This window comes from Staphylococcus simulans (assembly GCF_047037175.1).
Taxonomy (GTDB): domain Bacteria; phylum Bacillota; class Bacilli; order Staphylococcales; family Staphylococcaceae; genus Staphylococcus; species Staphylococcus simulans_C.
In genome coordinates this window covers 1,784,551-1,810,702 of record NZ_CP178241.1, presented here as the reverse complement: position 1 = coordinate 1,810,702, position 26,152 = coordinate 1,784,551, and the positions used below count along the sequence as shown (strand labels likewise).

The 26,152-nt window shown below is 38.1% G+C and carries 17 protein-coding genes and 1 riboswitch; of the genes, 13 read left to right on the top strand and 4 right to left on the bottom strand.

What is annotated here, in order from left to right; all coding sequences use genetic code 11:
* The first annotated feature begins 154 nt into the window (after positions 1 to 154).
* The 5 genes from ACFCT9_RS08815 to ACFCT9_RS08795 all read left to right on the top strand — a co-directional run bounded on the left by ACFCT9_RS08815 (position 155) and on the right by ACFCT9_RS08795 (position 6,576).
* A complete protein-coding gene (locus ACFCT9_RS08815; protein ID WP_412518669.1) occupies positions 155 to 1,615 on the top strand; it encodes an MDR family MFS transporter in 1,461 nt (486 codons plus the stop codon).
* 270 nt (positions 1,616 to 1,885) lie between these two features.
* Positions 1,886 to 2,674, top strand: a complete 789-nt coding sequence (locus ACFCT9_RS08810) for a putative hydro-lyase (protein WP_412518667.1) — start codon at positions 1,886 to 1,888, stop codon at positions 2,672 to 2,674.
* Positions 2,675 to 3,024: 350 nt separating this feature from the next.
* On the top strand, positions 3,025 to 4,143 hold the full coding sequence (ald, locus tag ACFCT9_RS08805) for an alanine dehydrogenase (protein WP_412518665.1): 1,119 nt from the start codon (positions 3,025 to 3,027) through the stop codon (positions 4,141 to 4,143).
* Positions 4,144 to 4,182: 39 nt separating this feature from the next.
* On the top strand, positions 4,183 to 5,223 hold the full coding sequence (gene tdcB / locus ACFCT9_RS08800; RefSeq protein ID WP_412518663.1) for a bifunctional threonine ammonia-lyase/L-serine ammonia-lyase TdcB: 1,041 nt from the start codon (positions 4,183 to 4,185) through the stop codon (positions 5,221 to 5,223).
* 30 nt (positions 5,224 to 5,253) lie between these two features.
* Positions 5,254 to 6,576, top strand: a complete 1,323-nt coding sequence (locus ACFCT9_RS08795; RefSeq protein ID WP_412518661.1) for an APC family permease — start codon at positions 5,254 to 5,256, stop codon at positions 6,574 to 6,576.
* A gap of 139 nt (positions 6,577 to 6,715) precedes the next feature.
* Here the strand turns inward: ACFCT9_RS08795 and ACFCT9_RS08790 are convergent, their stop codons facing one another.
* From ACFCT9_RS08790 to ACFCT9_RS08780, 3 genes are read right to left on the bottom strand one after another with little or no spacing between them, the layout of a single operon-like run.
* Positions 6,716 to 7,168, bottom strand: a complete 453-nt coding sequence (locus ACFCT9_RS08790) for a hypothetical protein (protein WP_412518659.1) — start codon at positions 7,166 to 7,168, stop codon at positions 6,716 to 6,718.
* A 57-nt stretch (positions 7,169 to 7,225) separates the two neighbouring features.
* Positions 7,226 to 7,546: a hypothetical protein gene (locus ACFCT9_RS08785; protein ID WP_412518657.1), complete on the bottom strand. Its 321-nt coding sequence runs from the start codon at positions 7,544 to 7,546 to the stop codon at positions 7,226 to 7,228.
* A gap of 17 nt (positions 7,547 to 7,563) precedes the next feature.
* Positions 7,564 to 9,093 carry an SAP domain-containing protein gene (locus ACFCT9_RS08780; protein WP_412518656.1) on the bottom strand — a complete coding sequence of 510 codons (1,530 nt, stop codon included), beginning with the start codon at positions 9,091 to 9,093 and terminating at the stop codon, positions 7,564 to 7,566.
* 253 nt (positions 9,094 to 9,346) lie between these two features.
* Here ACFCT9_RS08780 and ACFCT9_RS08775 point away from each other — a divergent pair, with 253 nt between their 5' ends.
* Positions 9,347 to 11,281 carry a catalase gene (locus ACFCT9_RS08775; RefSeq protein WP_412521647.1) on the top strand — a complete coding sequence of 645 codons (1,935 nt, stop codon included), beginning with the start codon at positions 9,347 to 9,349 and terminating at the stop codon, positions 11,279 to 11,281.
* 193 nt (positions 11,282 to 11,474) lie between these two features.
* Positions 11,475 to 12,782 carry an anaerobic C4-dicarboxylate transporter family protein gene (locus ACFCT9_RS08770; protein WP_412518654.1) on the top strand — a complete coding sequence of 436 codons (1,308 nt, stop codon included), beginning with the start codon at positions 11,475 to 11,477 and terminating at the stop codon, positions 12,780 to 12,782.
* A gap of 70 nt (positions 12,783 to 12,852) precedes the next feature.
* Here the strand turns inward: ACFCT9_RS08770 and ACFCT9_RS08765 are convergent, their stop codons facing one another.
* A complete protein-coding gene (locus tag ACFCT9_RS08765) occupies positions 12,853 to 13,881 on the bottom strand; it encodes a DNA-3-methyladenine glycosylase family protein (protein ID WP_412518653.1) in 1,029 nt (342 codons plus the stop codon).
* Between the two features lie 238 nt (positions 13,882 to 14,119).
* On the opposite strand from ACFCT9_RS08765, the gene ACFCT9_RS08760 reads away from it, so the two are divergent.
* The 6 genes from ACFCT9_RS08760 to ACFCT9_RS08735 all read left to right on the top strand — a co-directional run bounded on the left by ACFCT9_RS08760 (position 14,120) and on the right by ACFCT9_RS08735 (position 26,072).
* Positions 14,120 to 15,361 carry a putative glycoside hydrolase gene (locus ACFCT9_RS08760; RefSeq protein ID WP_412518651.1) on the top strand — a complete coding sequence of 414 codons (1,242 nt, stop codon included), beginning with the start codon at positions 14,120 to 14,122 and terminating at the stop codon, positions 15,359 to 15,361.
* 391 nt (positions 15,362 to 15,752) lie between these two features.
* Positions 15,753 to 22,238 carry a YSIRK-type signal peptide-containing protein gene (locus tag ACFCT9_RS08755; protein WP_412518649.1) on the top strand — a complete coding sequence of 2,162 codons (6,486 nt, stop codon included), beginning with the start codon at positions 15,753 to 15,755 and terminating at the stop codon, positions 22,236 to 22,238.
* 183 nt (positions 22,239 to 22,421) lie between these two features.
* A riboswitch (SAM riboswitch) is annotated at positions 22,422 to 22,533 on the top strand.
* A gap of 121 nt (positions 22,534 to 22,654) precedes the next feature.
* Positions 22,655 to 23,671 carry a methionine ABC transporter ATP-binding protein gene (locus tag ACFCT9_RS08750; RefSeq protein ID WP_412518646.1) on the top strand — a complete coding sequence of 339 codons (1,017 nt, stop codon included), beginning with the start codon at positions 22,655 to 22,657 and terminating at the stop codon, positions 23,669 to 23,671.
* Between the two features lies 1 nt (position 23,672).
* On the top strand, positions 23,673 to 24,332 hold the full coding sequence (locus ACFCT9_RS08745; protein WP_412518645.1) for a methionine ABC transporter permease: 660 nt from the start codon (positions 23,673 to 23,675) through the stop codon (positions 24,330 to 24,332).
* Positions 24,333 to 24,355: 23 nt separating this feature from the next.
* Entirely contained in the window at positions 24,356 to 25,198 is an 843-nt protein-coding gene (gene gmpC / locus ACFCT9_RS08740; RefSeq protein ID WP_412518643.1) for a dipeptide ABC transporter glycylmethionine-binding lipoprotein, read from the top strand.
* A gap of 169 nt (positions 25,199 to 25,367) precedes the next feature.
* A complete protein-coding gene (locus ACFCT9_RS08735; protein ID WP_412518641.1) occupies positions 25,368 to 26,072 on the top strand; it encodes an alpha/beta hydrolase family protein in 705 nt (234 codons plus the stop codon).
* Positions 26,073 to 26,152: the final 80 nt, after the last annotated feature.

Genomic DNA, 26,152 nt, shown 5'->3' with positions numbered 1-26,152 from the left:
TTCATTAATTGTAAATGCACAACATAGTTTACTGCTCAACATTTTAAGATACTTAAGTATTTTGTTAATGTAATTCAATTTCTATATGGTATGATAAAGTGCGTTGTAAAACATAGATAAGGAATGTCAGGATAAAAATAAGAGGAGATGACTTATGACACTCAAAACAAAATTATGGATGATTTTTACGATGTTGCTGGGCGGGTTCTTCGGAATATTGAATGAGACTTTGCTGGCGACAGCTTTACCAAGTATTATGAAAGCTTTTAATATTGAATATACACAAGTACAGTGGTTGACGACCGCTTTCTTACTGACTAACGGTATTGTGATTCCGTTGTCAGCAATGGTGATTCAGCGCTTTAGTACACGCCAAGTCTTTTTAACGGCGATTTTAATCTTTTTAGCAGGTACAATAGTTGCGGGCGTGAGTCCAAGCTTTAATGTATTGTTAATCGCACGTATTATTCAAGCTTTAGGTTCAGGTGTGATGATGCCGCTCATGATGACAACGATTTTAGATGTCTTTGAACCGCATGAACGCGGGAAATATATGGGGATTTTCGGTCTAGTAATCGGTTTAGCACCAGCAATCGGACCAACATTATCAGGTTATATTGTTGAATATTTAAATTGGCGTTCATTATTCCACGTCGTTACACCGATTGCGGAAATCACATTCTTAATGAGTTTGAAATTTGTTAAGAACGTAGGTACGACACGTAAAGTACCGATTGATATTTTATCTATTATCTTATCTGTCGCAGGGTTTGGCGGATTATTATATGGGACAAGTTCAATCGCACGTGACGGTTGGGATGACCCAGTAGTGCTCACAACGATTATTGGCGGGATTGTATTAGTCACAATCTTTGTCATCAGACAATTACGTTTAGAAACACCGCTGCTTGATTTCAGAGTGTTTAAACAAGGTCAATTCGCAGTTGGTATTCTTATTATGGCCTTTACGATGATTGCGATGATTGGTTCTGAAACAGTATTACCAATCTTTATTCAAAATATTATGGGCAAACCTGCTTTAGAATCTGGTTTGACTTTATTGCCAGGTGCTATAGTCATGGGGATTATGTCTGTCGTTTCAGGTGTCCTTTATGAGAAGTTCGGTGCGAAAATATTAGCCTTTATTGGTATGGCGATTGTCGTTGTGACGACAACATACTTCGTCTTTATGGATGCTGAAACATCTATCGCAATGTTAACGACAGTGTATGCGATTCGTATGATGGGGATTGCCTTAGGATTAATGCCACTCATGACACATACGATGAACGAGTTACCGCAAGAAATGAATGCGCATGGTTCATCAATGACTAATACGATGCAGCAAATTTCAGCATCTATCGGTACAGCCATCCTATTTACGATCATGAGTCATTTTGCGAAAATCTTTAAACCAGATATGGCAGATTATCAAGGCATGAAACCTGAAGTGATGCAAGCCCAAATGGCGCAAGATGCGATGTTAAATGGTTATCATGCAGCGTTCTGGTTCACAGTCATTATTGCGATTATCGCATTCTTAAGTGTGTTCTTATTAAAAGGTAAGAATAAAGCTAAACAACCAGTGACATCAGAACAAAATACAACTGCATAATATGAATTAACTAAACAAAATCAGTATTTCCATTACAGAGATGCTGATTTTTTAGGTTTGTATTAATCGCATAATTAAAAATTAAAACTGGCGATATCTTGTGCAATTTCAGCAATCATTAAACGCATCATAGGGTGGGCCATATATGACTTAATAGGTTCATGTTAGTCTATTCAATATGTATACAATTAAATATTTCTTAACACACCATTGTGTATTTCTGATAAACTAGTAAAAATATCATAATTTAAACAAAGGGGATATTTATTTATGACAAATTTACAAAATATTCAACCAACTGTATTGAGAAAAATGATTCGTAATAAAGAAGTGACCGGGCATACAAGTGGAATGGCTAAGGGGTACATTCAAGCGAATGTGGTCATTTTACCTTCAAAATATGCTTATGATTTCTTGAAATTCTGTTTTAAAAATCCAAAAACTTGTCCGTTATTAGATGTCTCTGAAGTAGGGGAAGTCAACTTTTCTAAATACGGTAAAGATGCGGATATCACAACGGATGTAGGGGCGTACCGTGTTTATGAAAATGGGGAATTGATTGACACACCTTCTGACATACAACATTTATTCAATGACGATATGGTCAGTTTCTTGATCGGCTGCAGTTTTACTTTTGAACATGCCTTATTAGATGCGGGGATTCCATTACGTCATCTTGAAGAAGGACACAACGTACCGATGTATATTACCAATATTCCAGCTGAACCAACAGGACGCTTTGACGGGAATATTACGGTGAGTATGCGTCCAATGACCATGAAAGATGCGATTCGTGCTACTGAAATTACGACACACTTTAAAAATGTTCATGGTACACCGATTCATATTGGAGATCCAACTGCCATTGGTATTAAAGATTTGAATCAAACAGACTTTGGCGAACCAGTTCACATTAAAGAAAATGAAGTGCCTGTATTCTGGGGTTGTGGGGTAACACCACAATCAGTAGCATTAGATGCTAAGCCAGAATTAATAATCACGCATGCACCCGGACATATGTTTATCACAGATATTAAAGATAGTGAATTGAGTGATTGATAATTTGTAAAAATCAATTTAAGTATATAACTACCTTGGCGAAAGCCAGGGTTTTTTTATTGTCTATTTTTATACATACGTGATACTCCCCGCATAATAAAAATGAAAGAATAGAATAATTTTTCTCTATAAATAGGATTATACAAATTGTGACAGTTTCAATATATGGATGTAAGTGATGGTTGTCACAATTGGAGTGAAAGCGTTTGTTAGCAAGAGGTTTAAAATTGATAAACAATTCTGATTATGTTTAAAAATATAATTATTTATAAAACTCCTATAAATTAATTTGATTTTGTTGTATTTGAGTGTTAAGTTTTATGTGAAAACATTCACAAGGAGAGATGAACATGGAAATCGGTATCATAAAAGAACTCAAACCAGGTGAAGGACGTGTCGCTTGTACCCCAGAAAATGTGAAGAAACTAGTATTAGATGGACATCGTGTACTTGTTGAACATCTTGCGGGTGCAGGCTCTGGATTTGATGATGCGCAATATGAGAAAGCAGGCGGCTTTATTGTGAATCATGAAGAAGCATGGCAAGCAGATTTAATTGTGAAAGTGAAAGAACCTGATGCGAAAGAATTCAAATTCCTTAAACCAGGACAAGTTATTTGGGGCTTCCAACATTTAGCTTCATCTAAAGAAACAGTAGAAGCGATGCAAGAAGCGGGTGTTACCGCAATTGGCGGTGAAACGATTGTGAAAGATGGACAAGCACCATTACTTGCGCCGATGAGTGCGATTGCTGGCCGTCGTTCAATGTTAATGGGTGCGTATTATTTAGAGAAACAACACCAAGGTGAAGGGATTTTAATTTCAGGTATTGATGCTATTGATGGTATTCCTTCTGGTAAAGTTGTTATTTTCGGCGGTGGTTCAGCAGCAGTCAACGCCGCAACAATCGGCTTAGGCTTACAAGCCTCTGTGTCAATTATCGAATTAAAAGATGACCGCATCGCATGGCTTAAAGAACACTTCAAAGGCCAAGATGTGACAGTGATTAAATCTAATGAAGCAAACCTCAAAGAAGAAATTAAGACAGCGGATGTCTTTATTTCAACGATTCTTATCCCCGGTTCTAAACCACCAAAACTCGTTACACGTGACATGATTCAATCTATGAAAGAAGGATCTGTGGTTGTGGATATTGCGATTGACCAAGGCGGTACAGTTGAAGGTATCCGACCAACAACGATTGATGATCCAGTTTATGTTGAAGACGGTGTAGTTTTCTATGCGGTACCAAACCAACCTGGTGCTGTCCCACGTACTTCTACAATGGCACTCGCTTTAGGTAATATCGAATACTTACAAGAAATCAGTAATAAAGGTATTGAACAAGCAATTAAAGATAATTCAGTGCTTGCGACAGGTGTCAATATTTATAAAGGCCATATTACGAACGAAGGCCTTGCGCAATCCCACGATTTAACTTATGAAGTCTTAACTACGTTAATGAATTAAGTGAATAAATCCTATATATAAAGAAATGGAGAGAGCGACATGACAGTAAACAGTACAGTAATGCAGACGGAGAAATATTGTAATATTCAAGACATTAAAGAAGCGAAAATGATGATTCGTGATTACGTGCGTGAAACACCGTTAATCCAATCCATGTTCTTAAGTAACGATATCACGGGCGGCGATGTTTATCTTAAATTAGAAAACATGCAGTTTACAGGATCATTCAAATATCGCGGTGCCTTGAATAAAATCTTACATTTAACAGATGAACAAAAAGCAAAAGGAATTATTACTGCGTCAGCTGGAAATCACGCTCAAGGTCTCGCACTGACCGGTAAGTTACTAGGTATCCAAGCAACCGTTATTATGCCAGAAGAAGCACCAATCGCGAAACAAGAGGCCACAAGAGGCTATGGTGCAGAAGTCATATTGAAAGGAGAGACGTTCAATGATTCTCGCCTCTATATGGAACAGCTTGCGGAAGAAACCGGGAAAACGATTGTTCATCCATACGATGATAATGAAGTAATGGCAGGACAAGGCACAATTGGTTTAGAAATTTTAGACCATATTTGGAATGTGAACACGGTGATTGTACCTGTTGGCGGCGGGGGATTAATTTCAGGCGTTGCGACTGCGCTGAAATCATTTAACCCATCCATTCATATTATTGGTGTACAAGCAGAGAATGTTCACGGTATGGCAGAGTCTGTAAAACAAGGTAAGATTACGTCACAATTTACTGCGCATACGATTGCGGATGGTACAGAAGTCGCAATCCCTGGCGACAAAACATACGAAGTTGCGGACAAATTAGTCGATGAATTTATCTTAGTGACTGAAGATGAAATTGCCAATGCGATGCGCCATTTAATGCAGAGAGCAAAAATTATTACAGAAGGGGCTGGCGCACTACCTACAGCAGCAATCCTGAGCGGAAAAATTGATCCGAAATGGTTGAAAGATAAAACAACAGTAGCCCTTGTGTCTGGCGGAAATGTGGACTTAACACGTGTCTCTCATATTATTGAATCATTACTAGAACCCGCTGATACAAGTGAAGGTGTAGTAGGTTAACTGAAATAGGACAGAACGGAGGTAAACCTAATGAGTAGTGATAAAGCCTTAAAGAAAAATATAGGTTTCTTTGCTGCACTTTCACTTGTGATGGGCTCGGTCATCGGTGCGGGCGTCTTCTTCAAAGTCTCCAGTGTCACTGAAGTTACCGGCTCAACAAGTATGGCAATGCTAGTATGGTTCCTTGGAGGACTGATTACCATTTGTGCAGGTTTGACAGGTGCAGAGTTAGCGGCTGCCATTCCTGAAACAGGTGGTCTGACAAAATATATCGAATATACCTACGGCAACTTCTGGGGCTTTCTTTCAGGATGGGCACAAGGGTTCATCTATTTCCCAGCGAATGTTGCGGCACTTGCGATTATATTCGGCACACAAATTATTAATTTATTTCATCTCAGCACGATTTACTTAGTACCTATCGCAGTATTAAGTGCGTTGACCATACTGCTGATTAATTTATTAGGTTCTAAGGCAGGCGGCATACTCCAATCTATAACGTTGGTTATTAAATTAATTCCCATCGCCATGATTGTATGTTTCGGCTTCTTCCAAAGCAGTGAAGTATCATTCTCTTTATTCCCAGTCGTCAACGGTACAAGTTCTGGTTGGTTTGAAGCAATCGGCAGTGGTTTGCTAGCGACAATGTTCGCATATGATGGTTGGATTCATGTCGGCAATATTGCCGGGGAAATGAAGAATCCTAAGAAAGATTTGCCTGGCGCTATTGCTTTAGGTATTGGCTTGATTATGGTCGTATATTTACTGATTAATGCGACCTTCTTAATGACTTTGCCGATTGACCTTATTATGGGTAACTTAAATGCTGCGAGCGATGCATCATCTATTCTGTTCGGCGCAGGCGGCGGTAAAATTATCACTATCGGTATTTTGATTTCTGTATACGGCACAATGAATGGCTATACAATGACAGGCATGAGAATTCCATATGCGATGGCACAAATTAATCAATTACCTTTCAAACGCGCATTCTTGAGTTTAACACCTTCAGATACACCATGGTTAGGCGGTGTGATTCAATTGGTAATCGCTGCGATCATGATGATGCTTGGCGCATTTGATACCATCACAAACATGTTGATATTCGTTATTTGGACGTTCTATTGTATGGCCTTCTTGGCAGTGATGCTATTACGTAAACGAGAACCTGAATTACAACGGCCTTACCGTGTACCATTGTATCCAGTCATTCCAATTATCGCTTTAGCTGCAGGTGTGTTTGTATTAATCAATACATTAATTACACAACCTGTACTTGCCATCATTGGTATTATAGTTACTTTAGCAGGCATTCCAATCTATTATTACAAGAAAGCACAAATGCAGTTATAATGTAAATATTTAAAATTCATTCACTATCCACTTATACCTTTCAAATGAAAGAAGGAAGTCTCTCATGATCAGCGTCATGATGGGACTTCCTTTTCTTATGGTTTGATTTAGCTGTTTAGTATGAGGTGTGTCATGTGTGTTAAATGTTTTCGAACTCATGACGTCTTGACTTAGGGACGAAATGTAATGGATTAAGGTGTTGTGAATCAAAATATGATTTAACTACAAGCATTAATTCAGGTGGCAGGAACACGACGGTTTCCAAAGGATCTATTTGAAACACAAAGGCATTCATTGAAAGTTCTTCTGGTGTTTCGACGGGGAAACAGTTTTGATTTAACAAGACAAATTGCGCTAAGATGAATTGTTCTTCCGGCGCAAATGTATCAATAAATCGTGCTGGATTTTCAATAAAGGCATGTTTCAATAAGATCGCAATGTCCTTTTTTTTCTTATTCGAATAGCCTTTGATTTTAAAATGACGACAAATCGCTTTTAATTCGTCGAGTGAGAAATATAAATCTAATGCTTGTAATAAAGAGATATTTTGATGTAATCTGATATCCGTTTCTCGACGACTTAACCAAGCCATCGATTGCTGGTCTTCTTTGGACAATGGCGGCAGTTTGGCATAGGCATTGTTAAATACCTACTGATTATAGAGATTTAAGAAATCATGATCGACATAGTATCGGTCTGATAATAAAGGTTTAATCACAGCCGTATGTTGTAATTGTTCGAAATGTGGCAAGTGATGGTTACCAATGATCATGATAGGGCGCGGATGTTCTAAGACAAATTGAATCGCGCGTTTTTCTTCATCAGATAAAACTTGTTCAAGTGTCTGGAAGATTATCTTCTCATCTAACGTATACATGTATTTCGTTAGGAAATAAGGTTGTTTTTTCGTAATGATATGACATAACTGTCTCAACATGATAGGAAATGCGTTTAGATTCACTTGCATCATTGACACCTCTTTTGTGATTAGGAGTGTGCAGCATCTAGTTCAGCTTGGCTATGTCCACGTAATTTCCATAAAGGGACATAATAGGCAAGCTTTTTCAAATGGCGTTTTGCTTCTAGTTTATTAAATTTGCGTACTTCTGGTTCTTGTGCCAGTTTGTCTAAAATTTGATCGAGTTCTGCTGAATCCGTGTGCTTTCTCACTTGTTGTAAGACAACTGAATCTGTGAATATAGCTTTCATGTCATCATCTTTAACGAGTTTGGTGAAGAACTTGATGGCGTTTCTAGTCGCTTTATCTATACTTAGTGCGTCAATATCTCCATATGCTAATAATGCCTCATAGCTTGTTGGCTCGTAATAGCTGACAGCTTCATAATGAGTGAGAACGTCTGGATATTCATCTTGTAGGATTGGGTGGATGAATTGGTCTGTATCACTGATTAATATGTCTTGCATATGTTCTGAAACGAGCGTTTTGACTTCGGCTTCTGTTTTCGTTTCGTTGTAGAAGCGGTTATATAATTTAGTCGCAAAGCTGTAAGGAACAACGCCATAAGCATTAAGTAAGACAGAAAATAGTTCGAATTCAGGTGTGATGTTTGCTTCATTTTCTAGAAAACGATCGAGTTTCGCATCAAAATCGTTCTCTTTCTGTGAACTTGTTTGTTCAGGTGCGGTTTGTTTTGCTCTTTTATTTTGTGCACTTTCATGGTCTTGGAATAACACTCTGTCTTCTTTTCTAATGTAATCTAATGGATTCATCTCATGTGCTTTAAAGAAAGCAATAATAGGTTCCATAACATCTGCAGCTGTGAAGTAAATGTTATTTAATCGATTCGTATCCACCAACCAGAAGTCTGTATTCAAATCTTCAAAGGACTGCTTAGGAAGACTGTTGCGCTCTTCTAAGATAAAGTATGCAAGTAATGGGTAAGCTTCTTTAGCATAACCTTCAATAAATGCATCAGGAGATTCAAAAAAGGCTTCTGTCACTAAGTCGATGATGTGCTGCTTAGGACCTTTAGAAAAGCCTTTGATTTTATGTTTGCGACAGATGTCCTTTAATTGATTTGCCGTTAAGCTGATATCAAGGAATTCAGATAGTGTTAAATCATCACAGTTGCGTCTGCTTTTTTCAATAAGATATTTAATACTATTTTGATCTTTCGCAGTATCTGCTAACTCAGGAAATTTTGACGAAGAGCCATTTAGAATATAGTAGTTGTAGTTATTTAGGAATTCACTATCTACATAATTTAACTCCCTGTGGATTGGCAATAAGTAATGCGTTTGTGCTAACAATTCCATCTGCTTTGCCCGTGCATTAGACACGAAGGCTATATACTCGGCATTTTGAATCAAATCTTCAATGATTTGACGTTCACTTTGAGACATATGTTTCGCAAAGCGTTGGTATAATATTGCTTCAGGGTTATTCGTTTTGAATAATTCATCATGAGATAAAGTTGAAGGGCCATCTAACTTAATAAGTACTTCCATAATTTCAGAAAGTGAGCCTTCTATACGAAAATAATTTGGGGCTGACATAGTGTTCACCTTTTCTATTAAGTTATGTATAGCCTTAGTTTACTGAAAATATCTTAATATGGAAAGTATCACTGATAATCATTAAATATTTATATATTGTTAATTAGAATTATCTTTAAAATTAAAAAGAGTTTCGTTTGAAAGTAATGGGGAAACTGATAACTAGTTAGTCTTAGAGGAGGTTATTTGTGTGGCTAAAAATAAAAAGCAAGAACAATTAGACCAATTCAGAAAAAGTCATGAAGGCGAAGCGATGACAACGAATAACGGCACAAAAGTCAGTGAAGATGAATTAACACTCACAGCAGGAGAAAGAGGTCCAAGTCTGTTAGAGGATTTTCATTTCCGTGAGAAGATTATGCATTTCGACCATGAACGTATTCCAGAACGTGTGGTACACGCACGTGGCTTTGGTGCACATGGCGAATTTGAAGTGTATGAAAATTTATCTGAATATACATCAGCGGATTTCTTAACGAACCCTGATAAAGTGACGCCAGTCTTTGTACGTATTTCAACGGTACAAGGTTCAAAAGGTTCTCCAGATACAGTTCGAGATGTTCGCGGCTTTGCGACGAAATTCTATACAGATGAAGGTATCTTTGACTTAGTAGGTAACGATATTCCAGTCTTCTTCGTACAAGATGCGATTAAATTCCCTGATTTAATTCACGCAGTTAAACCTGAACCTGATACTGAAACACCACAAGGCGGCTCAGCACATGATACATTCTGGGACTTCTTCGCAGAGAATCCAGAGTCCTCACACACGGCAGTATGGGCAATGAGTGACCGTGGTATTCCTAAGAATATTAGACAAATCGAAGGCTTCGGTGTACATACGTATCGTTTAGTCAACGCACAAGGTGAAGCATTCTTCGTTAAATTCCACTGGAGACCGGTACATGGTTTAGAATCATTAGTGTGGGATGAAGCGCAAATCTTACAGGGTAAAGATATCGACTTCCATCGCAAAGATTTACATGAATCTATTGAAAAAGGCGACTATCCAGCTTGGGAATTAGGTTTACAAATCTTAAGAGAAGACCAAGAATTTGATTTTGATTTCGATATTTTAGATCCGACGAAATTATGGCCGGAGGATGAAATTCCAGTCAAAGTCGTAGGGAAAATGATATTGAATCGCAACGTAGATAATGTCTTTGATGAAATTGAACAAGTCGCATTCCATCCAGGTCACGTAGTTCCAGGCATTGATTTCTCTAACGATCCATTACTACAAGGCCGTTTATTCTCTTATACTGATACACAAATTTCACGCTTAGGCGGACCGAATTTCAACCAAATTCCAATTAACCGACCTGTAAATAAAGTACGTAATAACCAACGAGATGCGATGCATCAAATGAATGTACATGAAGGTCAAACGTCATACCATAAGAATGGTTTAGCAGGGAACTGTCCATTCACAAGTGCGAAAGCAGAAGGCGGCTATGAACATTATCCAGAAAAAGTAGAAGGACATAAAATTCGCCGACGCAGTGATAGTTTCAAAGATTATTATTCACAAGCCAAATTGTATTTGAATAGTTTAACAAAACCTGAATATGATCATACCGTTGATGGCTTCTCATTTGAAATCGGTAAATGTAAAAGCATGGATGTACGTCAACGTGCAGTCAATCAACTCAATAAAATTGATCGTGAATTAGCGGAACGTGTCGCAGATAATGTCGGTGTACAAGTACCAGAAGAAAATGAAGAAGTACAATCAGACAAAAAAGACAGTCAATTGACGATGGAAAAATATGATCGCCCATTGCCAGGTCATTCTGTCGCAATCTTAGTAAATGGTGACATTAAACCTGAAACGTTAAAAGACTATGCGAAAGCATGCGCAGACAATGATTTAAATTATGCGTTTGTCGGCAAACAGCAAAAAGATTTATCTGATGATATTTCAATTCATGAAACGTATGATACTGCTCATGCGACATTATTCGACAGCTTAGTCATCTTGTCAGATGGCAATGGTTTAGTGCCGGATGCGGAAGAATTTGCGGCGTTGTCTTATAAACATAAGAAACCGATTGTCTTTAATGAAGCGGCTTCTAAAGATTTACAAGTTGGTAAAGTGAAATTAGATGCGGAAGGTATCTTTGTATCAGATGAGCCACAAACCATTGTGAAGGCCTTTGAACAAGTGCGTTATTGGGACAGAGTTTAATAGCTTTATATAAAGCCTTGGCATTGCGCCAGGGCTTTTTGTATACATATTTATAGATTAGAAATTCAGAAAGTTGTTTTCACTAAACTTTCATATTTTAGTTATATTCATTTGCCAAAATGAGAAAAAATCGTGATAAACTGGACTATGTTATCTTTTTCACAATATAGAGAAACTAAAGTGAGGAGTTCAAATGTTTCTATTTATCACAGAAATTATCATCATGATTGCGGCCATACTGATGGGGTTACGGCTTGCTGGTGCGCTCGGTTGCGGGATATTTGCGATTGTGGCACAACTGATCATGATTTTTATCTTCGGTTTGCCGCCGGGTTCAGCACCTGTAACAGCGGTATTAATCATTCTATCCATTGGTATCGCGGGCGGTACATTACAAGCTACAGGCGGTATCGATTATCTCGTACATCTTGCTTCTAAAGTCATTGAGCGCTTTCCTAAGTCTATTATTTTTATTGCGCCTATGATTGTCTTTCTTTTCGTTTTCGGTATCGGGACAACGAATATCGCATTATCACTTGAACCGATTATCGCTAAAACTGCAACACGTGCAGGGATTCAACCGAAACGTCCTTTAACGGCTTCAGTATTAACTGCCAACTTGGCATTATTATGTAGTCCGGCTGCTTCTGCGACAGCTTATATTATTGCGACATTGGCAGTCACTGGTGTCACAATGGGTAAATATCTGTCTATCGTTATGCCGACAGCGATTATTAGTATGTTAGCGTTAAGTGTCTATTGTACAGTGGTTGGAAGACGACGTAAGATGAAGCCAAGTTCATTTGCGTCAAATATTATGGAAGACCTTGAATCACAACCATTACCCACGCAGTTTTCACCTCGTGTGAAATGGGGTGTAGCGGCTTTCTTATTAGGTGTAGGTTTGATTTTAACGTTCGGTATCTTCCCGGATTTAGTTCCGACATTTAAAGTAGAGGGTGAAACTGTCAAACTTCAGACAACTGAAATAGTCCAGCTCTTTATGTATATGAGTGCGGCGATTAACTTAGTCTTAGTTAAATTAAATACGCGAGATATTTTAGATAGCCATATTACACAATCTGCGATTGGTGCGTTATTCGCAGTACTCGGACCGGGTTGGCTCGGTGCGACCATCTTTACTGCACCTGGCAATAAGAAGATTATGACTGAACAAATCGGCGGGATTATCCAACAAGTGCCTTGGTTAGTTATTATACTTGTCTCGCTTGTAACGATTGTGGTGATTTCACAATCTGCGACAGCTTCAATCATGTTGCCGATTTTAATGAGCATGGGTGTACCGCCGATGTACTTTATTGCGATGGCACAAACATTAAATGTAAACTTCGTGATTCCAGCGCAACCGACATTATTATTTGCGGTGGATTTAGATGAAACGCAACAAACGAAGCCGACAAGCTTTATCTTACCTGGTTTCTTTGCGATCACTGTGTCTGTGATTGTCGGATTTAGTATTAAAGCGTTACTTGGTTATTAAGTCATGAACTAATATAAGAATAGCCTCCCATTTGGATAGATACGCCAATGGGAGGCTATTTCTATATAGGTTATTTCCATAAATTCATCACCGCATAACTGCGTAGGGGACGCCATGTGTCAGCCATAGCTAATCTGCCTTTTGGTGTTTCAACTTCTTCTGAGCCTGGAAATAAAGCTTTCATGGCTTTAATGACACCGATGTCAGATTCTAGGAAGGCATCAGGGTAACCTAAAGCACGCATGCCTATCGCATGTGTTGTCCAAGGTCCAATCCCTTTAATGGAAGATAGACGTTTCATTTCAGCTTCTGCTTGTGCCATCACTGCGGTATCTAGCTCATGACCTTTCCATATTGGATAAGGTTTAAGTTGAAGTTCTCCATTAATGAGCGCATATGCGATGGCTTCAATCGTTGAAGCACGTCTGCCTGTAATGCCGAGAGGTCCGAGTACATCACTAATCCCTTTACCGCCGTTTATATTATTGGCTCTGCCTGCCGCAATGAGTGTTTCTGCAGAAGGAAAGAAGGCAGATAAACCAGGCAAGTTAATAACGAAAGGCGTACCTAAGGCATGAACTAATCTACCGGTTAAAGTGGTCGCAGCTTGGACAGTAATTTGTTGGCCGAGTATAGTGCGGACACTGACTTCAAAGCCATCAAAGCCGCCTGGCATGCGTGTACTTGCCTCCAACCAAGCTGCATTCAGCACATCTTTAGCTGTATGAGGTACATAATCTAAATCGAAGAGGTGACGTATGCGTTCAATGACTTGTGAAAGAACAGGATAGAGACTGGCACTCAATGTCAGTGTTAAAGCGTTTTGTTGGTTATGTTGTGTGACCGCAACCCATCCTTTAAAGGTATAGCCTTTATTATGAAGCAATACTGTACGATAGTACGTATCTTCAAACACAGTTTCTACACCGGGAATGGCGCGTCGTTCTAAGAATTGAAGCAGTCTTTCAAAAGCGTAGGGAGGTTGGTAAGAAAGGTCTAAATGTAAGGTTTGATGATACCAACTGTCATCAATGGTTACCGCTTTATAGTTGGATCGTTGATGATAGAAATGTGTGAGTGTCGTAAATTGTAATGTCATACGCATTCTCCTAACAATCATATTATTCTTCTATACCCAGTTCACTAGGGGGGTTAAAAGCTTTCTGAATCAATTGATGTAGGTGTGATAACACAGATTTCTATAGCTTGTTTAATATCAGCCGGAAATTCATTGCTAACTATCAACAATTTCGTTAAGCTAGAAACATGATGATAGTTTATTATTTTCTATTTTAAAATGAATAAAATAATTATAACTGTTGATTTCAGATGAAGGGATGACGATAGCATTGATGAAACGCGTGCTGATTTTAACTGCAGCGAGTACTTTGATACTTACAGCATGCGGAACGAATGATTCAACCTCACAAAACAACAACAAATCCGCAGAACATCAACAATCAGAAAATCATAACGACAATAAAAGCAAAATCAAATATCCGAAAGACGGGGTTAAAGGGATTTATGTTACACCGGGTTCACTACAAGGTGAACGCTTTGATGAATTAATTAAAATGATTAATGACACGGATTTGAATGCGATGGTTATCGATGTTAAAGATGATAGCGGTAATATTACTATGGATCTGGACTCAGAAAATCAGCTGATTCAAAAGAACACGACAGAAATGGTCAATCTTAAGAAATTAATGAAGACACTTGAAAAGAATCATGTTTATCCGATTGCGAGAGTGGTGACCTTTAAAGATGCACGTGCAGCTGAAGCACATCCGGATTGGTCATTTAAAAAGAAAAATGGCGATGTTTGGGAAAGTGACGGCGGCGATAAATTCTTAAATCCGTTCAAAAAAGAAGTCAGAGACTATAATATTGATGTTGCGAAAGCCGCAGCAAAAGCTGGCTTTAGGGAAGTGCAGTTTGACTATGTACGTTTCCCAGAAGGATTTGAAAACATGGATAAAGCGTTAGTGTATTCGAATGGGAAATATAAAGGGGATGACATGGATCATACGCAACAACGTGTTGATAGTATTACACAGTTCTTAAAATCAGCACGTAAGGAAATTCATCCATTAGATGCGCAGATTTCTGCGGATGTCTTTGGCTATTCTGCAACGGTAGAGGAAGCACCGGGAATCGGTCAAAGCTTCCCTAAAATTGCGGAAAATGTTGATGTCATTTCTTCAATGATTTATCCGTCGCATTGGAGTCCGGGTGACTTTGGGATTGAACATCCTGATTTAGAACCGTATCAAACTGTGGATGCGTACTTAAATAGAGAATCAGATGTGTTGAAAAAGGCAGACCATCAACCTAAAACACGACCGTGGTTACAAGATTTCACGGCGAGTTATTTAGGTGAAGGGGATTATAAGGAATATGATGCAGAAGCGGTGTCTGATCAAATTCAAGCATTACGCGATCATGGCGTCAATGAATTCTTGTTATGGGATGCTTCTAATGAATATACTAAAGGTGTCGATTATTCACCAAATAAGCGTGAAAAAGCGCAATCAAATGAAGTGAAGCAAGACAAAAATGAGAAAAAAAGACAATAAATAGAATGATGAAACTGAACTTTCTTAATGATGGAGAGTTCAGTTTCTTTGTCAATTTCAGAAGTGTTCGGTGAATAAAACTTATACATAAAATGAATAACTATGGGATGTGCGTAGGAAAATGTGTTGAATTTCATTACCATAGTATGCGGAATTTAAAGGAAGTGTGAAGAAACATATTTTCTAGAAATACAAAATATTGTCGAAAATCGACACTGAAAATGGATTAATTAGGAGTTTTAGTGAAATCAGGGTAATATCCTTTAATAAATTCACAAAAATTTAAGTTTTACTATACTAAGTGGTACAAAATTTTGTTATAATAAATCGAATGTGAGAGAAAAAAAGCATTTACACTTTAACGTGCTAAACGCACTAAACGGAGGACATCATGAAAAAACCAAGCAAGAAACGTTTAGACTTCCTACCGAATATTCATAATCAATATTCAATCAGAAAATTCACAGTTGGAACTGCGTCTATTTTATTAGGTTCAACTTTATTATTCGGCGTAAGTCGTGATGCAGAAGCGGCAGAAAATGATTCACCGCAAAAAGCGGTAGAACCAGCTGAACAAAATGCTGCTCAAGCTGCTGCACCTGCAGAAGCTCAACCAACTGCAAAAGCGGAAGTACAACCAGAACAGTCATCGACACCCAATGCAACATCTGTTGAAAAAACAAATGAAACAAGCCAACCGACTTCATCATCACAAGTAGCGTCAAACCCTACGAAAAATGACACGCAAGCAACACAAGTAAATAATGAAAGTGTTCAAAATGCAAAAGCAGTAGAAGCACCTTCAAAAACTGAAGCAGCGCCTAAAGCTGAAACAGTTCAAAAAGAAGCTGCACCAACAGCTGCCCCAAAAACTGAAGTTCAACCTTCAGAAACAGCCCAAGTAAGCAGTGTTCCTGAAAGTGCTGTAGACTACGCAAACTTAAATGATGGTGCAAAAGCACCTGTTGAATTTGTGGAACAATATCTACACACACCAGATAAAGAAGATTTAGTTCGTAACTTATTATCTGAAACATATAACGCTAAAGATGTTGACGGTATTTTAAGTAAATTAAATGTTGATTATAATACAGTATCAGCAGAAGATTTATTCCAAGACATTTTACGTGCAGGTATTGAATATGCGAATGAACAAACGTCAAAATTTACAGTATATGCAGTACGTGCAGCAGCAGATGATCCTAATGCGCCGACTGCAGCTGATAGTGCAGCACCAACAACAAGTCGTGTAGGAGATCCTAACACAACTTCAAATATTACTATGCCAACAACTACTTCAGGACCTGAAGCAGTCGGTGCACTTAAAGCAAGTGCGTCTATTGATCCTAATACAGGTATTATAATCACTGGTGAAGGTAAAACGTATTCGGGTCAAAAACCGGCGCGATATGTGGTTATTGCTAAACCAGACAGAGTCAATAACACAATGGACTTTGAGATTAAATATTATGCAACAGCTGGTACAGGACAAACCCATGCAATTGATTTAGGTGGATTTAAATTTGGTGATGGTTTCCAATTACCGCCACCAGGCGCAGGCATTTCAGTAACTGTAGATATGGTGGGTACTACTGGACAACCTACAACATCTGTAATGAGAGAAGGATTAGCTAAACCAGGTTATCCAACGGGTTACGCGTTAAATGGACGTCCTTTCCTTACTGATACAGCAATCCGAGATGGTGGTTATGCGGATCTTAAATTCAGCTTACCTGTTAAAAACTGGAATGGTGATTTAAGTGTTGATGGTTTCGTTATGATGTTTCCAAATGGACAAAACTATAGTTCAACACCGGATCCATATTCAACAACCAACTATTTCAATGAAAAAATGGAAGTTGTATTAGATGGTAATGTTGATTTCAATATCAGACAAGATACACAAAAAATTCAAGAAGCTTACCCTTTTACGAGAGAATATAGAACATCAACAACCCTTCCAGCGGGTACACAACGTGTAGCAAGACAAGGTGTTAATGGTGTTAAAGAAATTACAAGCACAAACTGGTACTACAAAAATGTTCAATTAGGTAGTACTGTCAAAACTGAAACAATAGTTAAAAAAGAATTGCCAGAAATTATTGAATTAGGTGTTGCAGCAGCTGCAGATGCGGCTAGCAGTATTATTTTACCGCCAGTTGTAGATCCTAAATTATCAGGCGACAATGTGGTTACTGGAGAAACAGAACCCAATGTGCCTGTCACAATTCATGTAGGTCCAACAACTTACAACACAACTTCTGATGCACAAGGTAAATTCACACAAACATTAAATGCACCTTTAAAACAAGGTGATGTAATCTCAGCAACAATCGATAAAAACGGTAAAGTAAGTTTACCAGGTAAAACGATTGTACCTAGAGATGGTAAAACACCAAATCTTGCATATTCAAATACAAGAACGCAACAAGATGGAAAAAACGGTACATTAGTTACTGTCACTAACGCAGATACAGGCGAAAAAATTGGTGAGACATTTATTCCTGATGGTGAACCAGGACCAGCAGGAAAAGCAGTTGCTGTTGCAAGTACAAAAGAATTACCTAACGGTATTCAAGTTACCTTTACTGATGGCAACTCTATAGTAGTTCCAAAAGGTGAACAGGGACCACAGGGTATTCAAGGCCCTAAAGGTGATTCAATTAGAGTTAAAACAACTGAAACATTGCCTAATGGAGATATAAAAGTTACATTCACTGATGATACGTCAGTTACAGTACCAAAAGGAACAAAAGGTGATTCAATTACAGTAGCCGGAACTGACAATACTCCTACTGGTATTAAGGTAAAATTCTCTGATGGAACATCAATACTTGTACCTAAAGGACCAAAAGGTGACCCTGGAGAAGATGGAATAGATGGTCAAAATGCTGATCCATTAACAGTGGTGGGTTCTAAAAAAGATGCTGCTGGAAATACAGTTGTTACCTTCAGTGATGGTTCACACGTAACGATCTCTAAAGGCGATAAAGGTAATCCAGGTGTAGCCGGAGCAAAAGGAGACAAAGGTGATACTGGAGCAACAGGGGCAAAAGGCGACAAAGGTGATTCAATTACAATCATATCAACTGAGCCTCAAGCAAATGGCGATATCAAAGTAAACTTCAGCGATGGAAAATCAATCGTTGTTCCAAAAGGCGACAAAGGTGATCCAGGTCAAGATGCCGCGCCATTAAAAGTTTTATATGAATCAAAAGATGCTGCTGGAAATACAGTTGTACACTTCAGTGATGGAAAAAGAGTTACAATCTCTAAAGGTGATCCAGGCCTTGCCGGACCAAAAGGTGAAAAAGGTGATACTGGAGCAACCGGAGCACAAGGTGCGAAAGGTGAAACTGGCGCAACTGGAGCTGCAGGTAAAGACGCTGCACCATTAACAGTGACTGGTGAATCAAAAGATGCACAAGGCAATACTGTTGTAAACTTCAGTGACGGTTCACACGTTACCATCTCTAAAGGCGATACAAAAGTCACATTCTCTGATGGTACATCTGTCACAATTTCAAAAGGTGATAAAGGCGACAAAGGTGATTCAATCACAGTTGCTAAAGTAGAACCACAACCAAATGGCGATATTAAAGTTACATTTAGTGATGGTAAAGAAGTAACAATTCCTAAAGGCGAAAAAGGTGACAAAGGTGATACTGGTGCCCAAGGTGAAGCAGGTCAAAATGGTGCAGATGCAAAACCATTAACTATTACAGGATCTACACAAACACCAGAAGGCAATACTGAAGTCACATTCTCAGATGGCACAAAAGTAACAATTCCAAAAGCCAAAGATGGTAAATCAATTACAGTTGCTAAAACTGAAAAAGATGCTGATGGTAATACAGTTGTGACATTCTCAGACGACAGCACAATCACTATCCCTAAAGGAGCAAAAGGTGATGCTGGTGAAAAAGGCGATAAAGGTGATTCAGTCACAGTCGCAAAAGTAGAACCACAACCAAATGGTGATATTAAAATCACATTCTCTGATGGAAAAGAAGCTGTAATTCCTAAAGGAGCAAAAGGTGATAAAGGTGATACTGGTGCTCAAGGTGAAGCAGGTCAAAACGGTGCAGATGGAAAATCAATCACTGTTCAAGATGTACAACCTGATGCAGACGGTAACACAGTCGTGACATTCTCTGATGGATCTAAAGTCGTTCTTCCAAAAGCGAAAGATGGCGTAGACGGTAAATCAGTGACTGTTCAAAGCACTGAAACAACACCAGAAGGTAATACGAAAGTTACATTCTCTGATGGACATGAAATCACAATCGCTAAAGGCGACAAAGGTGATAAAGGTGATTCAGTAACAGTTGCTAAAGTAGAACCACAACCAAATGGTGATACGAAAGTGACATTCTCTGATGGAAAAGAAATTGTAATTCCTAAAGGCGAAAAAGGTGAACAAGGTTTACCTGGTAAAGACGGTGTGAATGGTAAAGACGCAGCACCATTAACAGTAACAAGCACTGAAAAAGATGCAGACGGCAACACAGTTATCCACTTCAGCGATGGCGGCACAGCAGTTATTTCTAAAGGTGATAAAGGAGCAGACGGTAAATCTATTACTGTACAAAATGTTCAACCAGATGCAGACGGTAATACAGAAGTGACATTCTCTGATGGATCTAAAGTTACTATTCCGAAAGCAAAAGATGGTGTAGATGGTAAATCAGTCACTGTCACTGGTAACGAAACATTACCAAGCGGTGATATCAAAGTAACATTCAGTGATGGACATGAAATCGTTATTCCTAAAGGCGCTAAAGGTGATGCTGGCGCATCAGTAACTGTTGTTAAAACAGCAAAAGATGCAGACGGCAACACAGTCATCGACTTTAGTGATGGAAGTAGTGTAACTATCCCTAAAGGTGACAAAGGCGATAAAGGTGCAGACGGTACTTCAGTCACTATTACTGGTACAGAAGTACAACCTGACGGTTCAACTAAAGTCACATTCTCTGATGGCCGTGAAATCAATATTCCTAAAGGATTAGACGGTAAATCAGTAACAATTACTAAATCAGAACCAGATGCAGATGGTAATACAGTGATTGAATTCAGTGATGGTTCTAAAGTGACAGTACCAAAAGGTAAAGACGGTGTGGATGGTAAATCAATTACTATCACTAACACTGAAAACTTACCAAATGGTGATGTTAAAGTGACATTCAGCGATGGACACGAAGTTGTTATTCCTAAAGGTGCTAAAGGAGATAAAGGTGAAGATGGTAAATCTATCACAATTACTTCTTCTACAGTTCAACCAGACGGCAATACAAAAGTAGTCTTCAGTGATGGACATGAAATTGTTGTACCAAAAGGTCAAGATGGTAAATCAATCTCTATCGTTTCAACTACAAAAGATCCTAACGGTAACACAGTTGTCGAATTTAGCGACGGTACTTCAGTAACGATTGCGAAAGGCGATAAAGGTGATCAAGGCTTACCTGGTAAAGACGGTAAAGATGGTAAATCTGTAACAGTTACAGGCCAAACAATTGATAAAGACGGCAACACAGTTGTGACATTCAGTGATGGCAACACAATCACAGTATCAAAAGGTAAAGACGGTACTTCAGTTACAGTTAAAGCCTCACACCAAGATGCTGATGGTAATACAGTTGTAGAATTCAGCGATGGATCAACAACTACGATTGCGAAAGGTAAAGATGGTCGTGATGGTAAAGACGGTGTAGACGGTAAATCAATTACAGTTACAGGCCAAACAATTGATAAAGATGGCAACACAGTTGTAACATTCAGTGATGGTAACAAAGTGACAGTACCAAAAGGTAAAGATGGTATCTCAGTAACAGTTAAAGATTCAAGTCTTGATAAAGACGGTAACACTGTTATTGAATTCAGTGATGGTTCAAAAGTTACTGTTCAACGTGGTAGAGACGGTCGTGACGGTAAAGACGGCAAATCAATCACAGTTACAGGTCAAACAATTAATAAAGACGGTAACACAGTTGTAGAATTCAGCGATGGCAATAAAATTACAGTAGCAAAAGGTAAAGATGGTATCTCAGTAACAGTTAAAACATCAAGCCTTGATAAAGATGGCAATACTGTAGTAGAGTTCAGCGACGGATCTAAAATTACTGTTCAACGCGGTCAAGATGGCAGAGATGGCGTAGATGGCAGAGACGGACGTGATGGAAGAGATGGCAGAGACGGCAGAGATGGTCGCGATGCACAACCAGCACAACCTATTTATATCATCAACAACTACATCGATGCTGAAAACACAAATGTCATCATCTTTAATGATGGTCAACGTGTTGAAATTCCATGTGATGTGGATGGTAATGCGGTAGTAATTATTGGATACAATCATGATGTGAAAGGTAATGTGGTATTACAGTGTGCTGATAAAACAAAAATTATCGTACCTTGCCAAAAACCAAATACACCTAAAGTAACAATCCCAATGATTCCATTAGTTCCAGCACAACCAACTGTAACAAAACCAACACCGAAACCAAATGTAACAACAACAGTGACTACACCAGGCAATGTTACAGTAACAGGTAATGGTTCAGTAACAAAAACTGATCAAAGTAATTCTGATGGAAACCAACAAGGTAAAACAAATTCGGATAAAAATGGTCATAATGGCTTCATCAATGTGAACAATGGCCAAGATCATAAATTTGTAGGTAAACAAACTACAAACAAAGTGGTTTATCATAATGTAGCAAAATCACAAGCTAAAGCAGCAACAAAATCTAAACAAACAGCTAAAGCTTTACCTGAAACGGGTTCAGACGATACAGCAGCATTAGTTTATGGTGCAATCATGGCTGGTTTAGGTGCTACAACAGTACTTGGTGCTAGACGTCGTAAAGAAGAATAAGATTCAGTTCTAAGTATTTAAGAACCGGGCTTCGGCCTGGTTCTTTTTATTAAATATAATGTAATCGCTTTCTTATCATAGATTTTTTGAATTGAATAAATATAGACAAATTTCTGAAAAATAATGTTGACTTTTTCTATCAGACTTTGTAACATATGGAATATAAATGAATTGAATATAACTTTCTTATCCAGAGAGGCGGAGGGACAGGCCCTGCGAAGCCTCGGCAACAGGATTAATTATGAAGATTAATTACTGTGCCAATTCCTGCAGTGAAATACTGTGAAGATGAGACGATCCGATATAAATGTATCCCGGGGACTTGTTTCATCAGTCCTCGGGATTTTCTTTTATTATTAATTGATTGAAAAGAGTTAATATTCATTTATTTTAAAATGATTAAGGGGGATTTACCTATGATTGAGTTCAAGGATGTTAATAAAACATTCCGTAAACGCTCAACGGAAATTCAGGCTTTGAAAGATGTCAGTTTTACTGTAGAACGCCAAGAGATTTTTGGTGTCATCGGGTATAGCGGTGCAGGTAAAAGTACATTAATCCGATTAGTGAATAAGTTAGAAAATGTGACATCAGGAAACATTATTGTGGATGGTCATGACATTAATCAATACAACAAAAAAGAACTGCGCAAAGTGAAGAAAAACATTGGCATGATTTTCCAACATTTCAATTTATTAAATTCTAAAACTGTATTCAATAATGTTGCGATGCCGCTCATCCTTGAAGGGAAAAATAAGTCATACATAAAAGAGAAAGTTGACGAAATGCTTGAATTCGTAGGTTTAGGAGACAAAGGCACACAGTATCCGAATGAGTTGTCTGGCGGCCAAAAACAAAGAGTTGCGATTGCGAGAGCTTTAGTTACTGATCCTAAAATTTTGTTGTGTGATGAAGTAACGAGTGCACTAGATCCAGCAACAACAGAGTCTATCTTACGTTTATTGAAGAAAGTGAATCGTACATTTGATGTGACTATTTTATTGATTACACATGAAATGGGTGTGATTCAACAAATTTGCGATAAAGTTGCGGTCATGGAACAAGGCAGTGTGATTGAAATCGGCAGTGTATTAGATGTGTTTAGCCACCCTCAAACGAAAACAGCAAAAAGTTTCGTTTCGACGGTTATCAGCACAGATATCAGTGATAAGATGATACATCAATTACCAACTGACGCAGATTATGCGGACGTCAAAGTGTATTTAGAAGGTGCGCAAATCGGCTTATCAGTGATTCAAACGTTAATTAAAGATTTCAATTTAGATGTCAATGTGATTTATGCATCCATGTCAGATATTCAAGATACTTCAGTCGGCTATTTGACACTTCGAATTAAAGGATCGAATGAAAATAAGCAACGTGCATTTGATTATATGAAAGAAAATCATATTGAATTTGAGGAGGTCGTATAAGATGCTTGGATCTACATTAGATTCGTCTCAATTAATGGAGGCGTTGTATCAAACGTTGTTGATGGTCTCCATTTCATTAGTCATCGGGTCATTGATTGGTATTCCGCTTGGCGTATTGCTTGTGGTTACTAAGAAAGATGGAATTTGGGAAAATGTGGTGATTTATCACATCCTCAATCCAATTATTAATATTTTACGCTCTGTGCCTTTCATTATTTTATTAATTGCGATTGTACCTTTTACGAAATTAGTAGTAGGTACATCCATTGGGACAGCAGCGGCTATTGTACCATTAACGGTTTATGTCGCACCTTATATTGCGAGATTAGTTGAAAACTCATTGTTAGAAGTGAATTCAGGTGTCATTGAAGCAGCGAATGCGATGGGTGCATCACCGCTTCAAATAATTCGTTATTTCTTATTACCTGAAGCATTAGGTTCATTGATTTTAGCATTAACAACAGCAATTATCGGTTTAATCGGAGCAACAGCTATGGCCGGCGCAGTCGGCGGAGGCGGTATTGGTGACTTAGCATTGGCTTATGGTTACCAACGTTTCGACACAATCGTTATTGTGATCACAGTTGTCATTTTAGTCATCATGGTTCAGCTGATTCAATCTCTCGGGAATGTCTTAGCTAAGAAAATTCGTAGAAATTAATTAAGTAAAGGGGCAATCATTGAATGAAGAAATTATTAGTATTAGCCATCGCATTTGTGGTGATTTTAGCTGCATGCGGGAAAAAAGAAGATAATAAAACAGTAACAGTCGGCGTAGCATCTAACGAAACAAAAGTATGGGATAAAGTTGCAGAACTTGCGAAAAAAGATGGTATTACAGTGAAAGTTAAACAATTCTCTGATTATAACGTACCAAACAAGGCGCTAAACGATGGGGATATCGAAATGAACGCATTCCAACACTTTGCATTCTTAGATCAATATGAAAAAGCGAATAAAGGTACAAAAATCACACCAATCCGTACAACAGTATTTGCGCCATTAGGTATTTATTCTAAAAAAATCAAAAATATTAAAGACTTAAAAGACGGTGCGAAAGTCATCATTCCAAATGACGTTTCTAACCAAGCACGTGCATTAAAATTATTAGAAAAAGCAGGCTACATCAAACTTTCTAAAGATTTCGGCTTAAAAGGCGGCATTAAAGATATCGAAGAAAATAAAAAACATTTAGATATTAAAGCAGTAGATGCACAACAAACAGCACGTGCCTTAGATGATGTAGATATTTCAGTTATCAATAATGGTGTTGCGACAAAAGCAGGATTAAATGCGAAAAAAGATCCAATCTTCTTAGAAAAAGATGACGCAAAAGCATCACAACCGTACATCAACATTATCGCAGTGAACTCTAAAGACAAAGACGATAAAACATTGAAAAAAGTTGCGGAACTTTATCATTCTAAAGAAGCGCAAAAAGCTTTAAAAGAAGAAGTTAAAGATGGCGAAATCGTCGTTGATTTAAAACAAGATGAAATTAAAAAAATTCAAGACAGTTTAAAATAATAAGTAAAGCTATCATAAAATGGCCGGCAAATCTCCTAGGTTTGTCGGCTTATTTTATGTATTTGATCATCAGCATGTAGATTATACAAATGTGGCAACGTGTGGGTACTGACCAAAGGGGGTAAAGAGTTAGTGCTAGAAAATCACATTCACTTAGGAGTGATGATCAATGGAAGTATTACAATATGGAGATCATGAAGAACAATTCATCGATGTCTATGCATCTAATGATAAAAATGAAAAACATGAGGATAAATGGCTTGTGTTAGTTCATGGTGGTTATTGGAGACAACAATATGACCGTTCGTTAAATGACAAAATGATTGAAGTGTTAACGAACAAAGGCTACAATGTCGCAAATGTTGAATATCGCCGTGGAGAACACAAATGGCCGACACCAGAAGAAGATGTTAAAAAAGCGATTCAAACATTTAGAAATTCTGAATTTGTAGGTACAGGCGAATCATTAATTCTGATTGGACATTCAGTGGGTGGCCAACTCGTATTAAATAATGAAGATGAAGCTGATAGAATTATCGCTTTAGCACCTGTCACTGATGTGCCGTATACAAAAGAAAAAGAATTAGGACGAAAAGCGGCAGAAGAATATTTTGGAGATGTGTCAGAAGATATATTATATGCGGCATCACCTCTTTCACGTTTACCGTTAAATACTAAAACATTAATCATTCATGGCTTCGATGATACACAAGTGGAAATTGAGACAACACTAGATTACGTATCTAAAAACACGGATAACACAATAGATTTATATGCCTTATCAAGTTTGTCTCACATGGATGATATTGAACCTGAAGGCAGACATTTTGACCTCATGTTAGAGTGGATTGACAATGATAACGAAGAAAATTAACTCAGTGTTGAATAATCATGCGTGAAAATATAATGAATTTAAAACAGCAATAAAGTTGAACATTTTGGGAATGGAGAAAT

Bases quoted from the DNA above. Each gene is read 5' to 3' on its own strand.
- ACFCT9_RS08815 (WP_412518669.1), top strand. From the start codon at position 155: ATGACACTCAAAACAAAATTATGGATGATTTTTACGATGTTGCTGGGC.
- ACFCT9_RS08810 (WP_412518667.1), top strand. From the start codon at position 1,886: ATGACAAATTTACAAAATATTCAACCAACTGTATTGAGAAAAATGATT.
- ald (WP_412518665.1), top strand. From the start codon at position 3,025: ATGGAAATCGGTATCATAAAAGAACTCAAACCAGGTGAAGGACGTGTC.
- tdcB (WP_412518663.1), top strand. From the start codon at position 4,183: ATGACAGTAAACAGTACAGTAATGCAGACGGAGAAATATTGTAATATT.
- ACFCT9_RS08795 (WP_412518661.1), top strand. From the start codon at position 5,254: ATGAGTAGTGATAAAGCCTTAAAGAAAAATATAGGTTTCTTTGCTGCA.
- ACFCT9_RS08790 (WP_412518659.1), bottom strand. From the start codon at position 7,168: ATGGCTTGGTTAAGTCGTCGAGAAACGGATATCAGATTACATCAAAAT.
- ACFCT9_RS08785 (WP_412518657.1), bottom strand. From the start codon at position 7,546: ATGATGCAAGTGAATCTAAACGCATTTCCTATCATGTTGAGACAGTTA.
- ACFCT9_RS08780 (WP_412518656.1), bottom strand. From the start codon at position 9,093: ATGTCAGCCCCAAATTATTTTCGTATAGAAGGCTCACTTTCTGAAATT.
- ACFCT9_RS08775 (WP_412521647.1), top strand. From the start codon at position 9,347: ATGACAACGAATAACGGCACAAAAGTCAGTGAAGATGAATTAACACTC.
- ACFCT9_RS08770 (WP_412518654.1), top strand. From the start codon at position 11,475: ATGTTTCTATTTATCACAGAAATTATCATCATGATTGCGGCCATACTG.
- ACFCT9_RS08765 (WP_412518653.1), bottom strand. From the start codon at position 13,881: ATGACATTACAATTTACGACACTCACACATTTCTATCATCAACGATCC.
- ACFCT9_RS08760 (WP_412518651.1), top strand. From the start codon at position 14,120: ATGACGATAGCATTGATGAAACGCGTGCTGATTTTAACTGCAGCGAGT.
- ACFCT9_RS08755 (WP_412518649.1), top strand. From the start codon at position 15,753: ATGAAAAAACCAAGCAAGAAACGTTTAGACTTCCTACCGAATATTCAT.
- ACFCT9_RS08750 (WP_412518646.1), top strand. From the start codon at position 22,655: ATGATTGAGTTCAAGGATGTTAATAAAACATTCCGTAAACGCTCAACG.
- ACFCT9_RS08745 (WP_412518645.1), top strand. From the start codon at position 23,673: ATGCTTGGATCTACATTAGATTCGTCTCAATTAATGGAGGCGTTGTAT.
- gmpC (WP_412518643.1), top strand. From the start codon at position 24,356: ATGAAGAAATTATTAGTATTAGCCATCGCATTTGTGGTGATTTTAGCT.
- ACFCT9_RS08735 (WP_412518641.1), top strand. From the start codon at position 25,368: ATGGAAGTATTACAATATGGAGATCATGAAGAACAATTCATCGATGTC.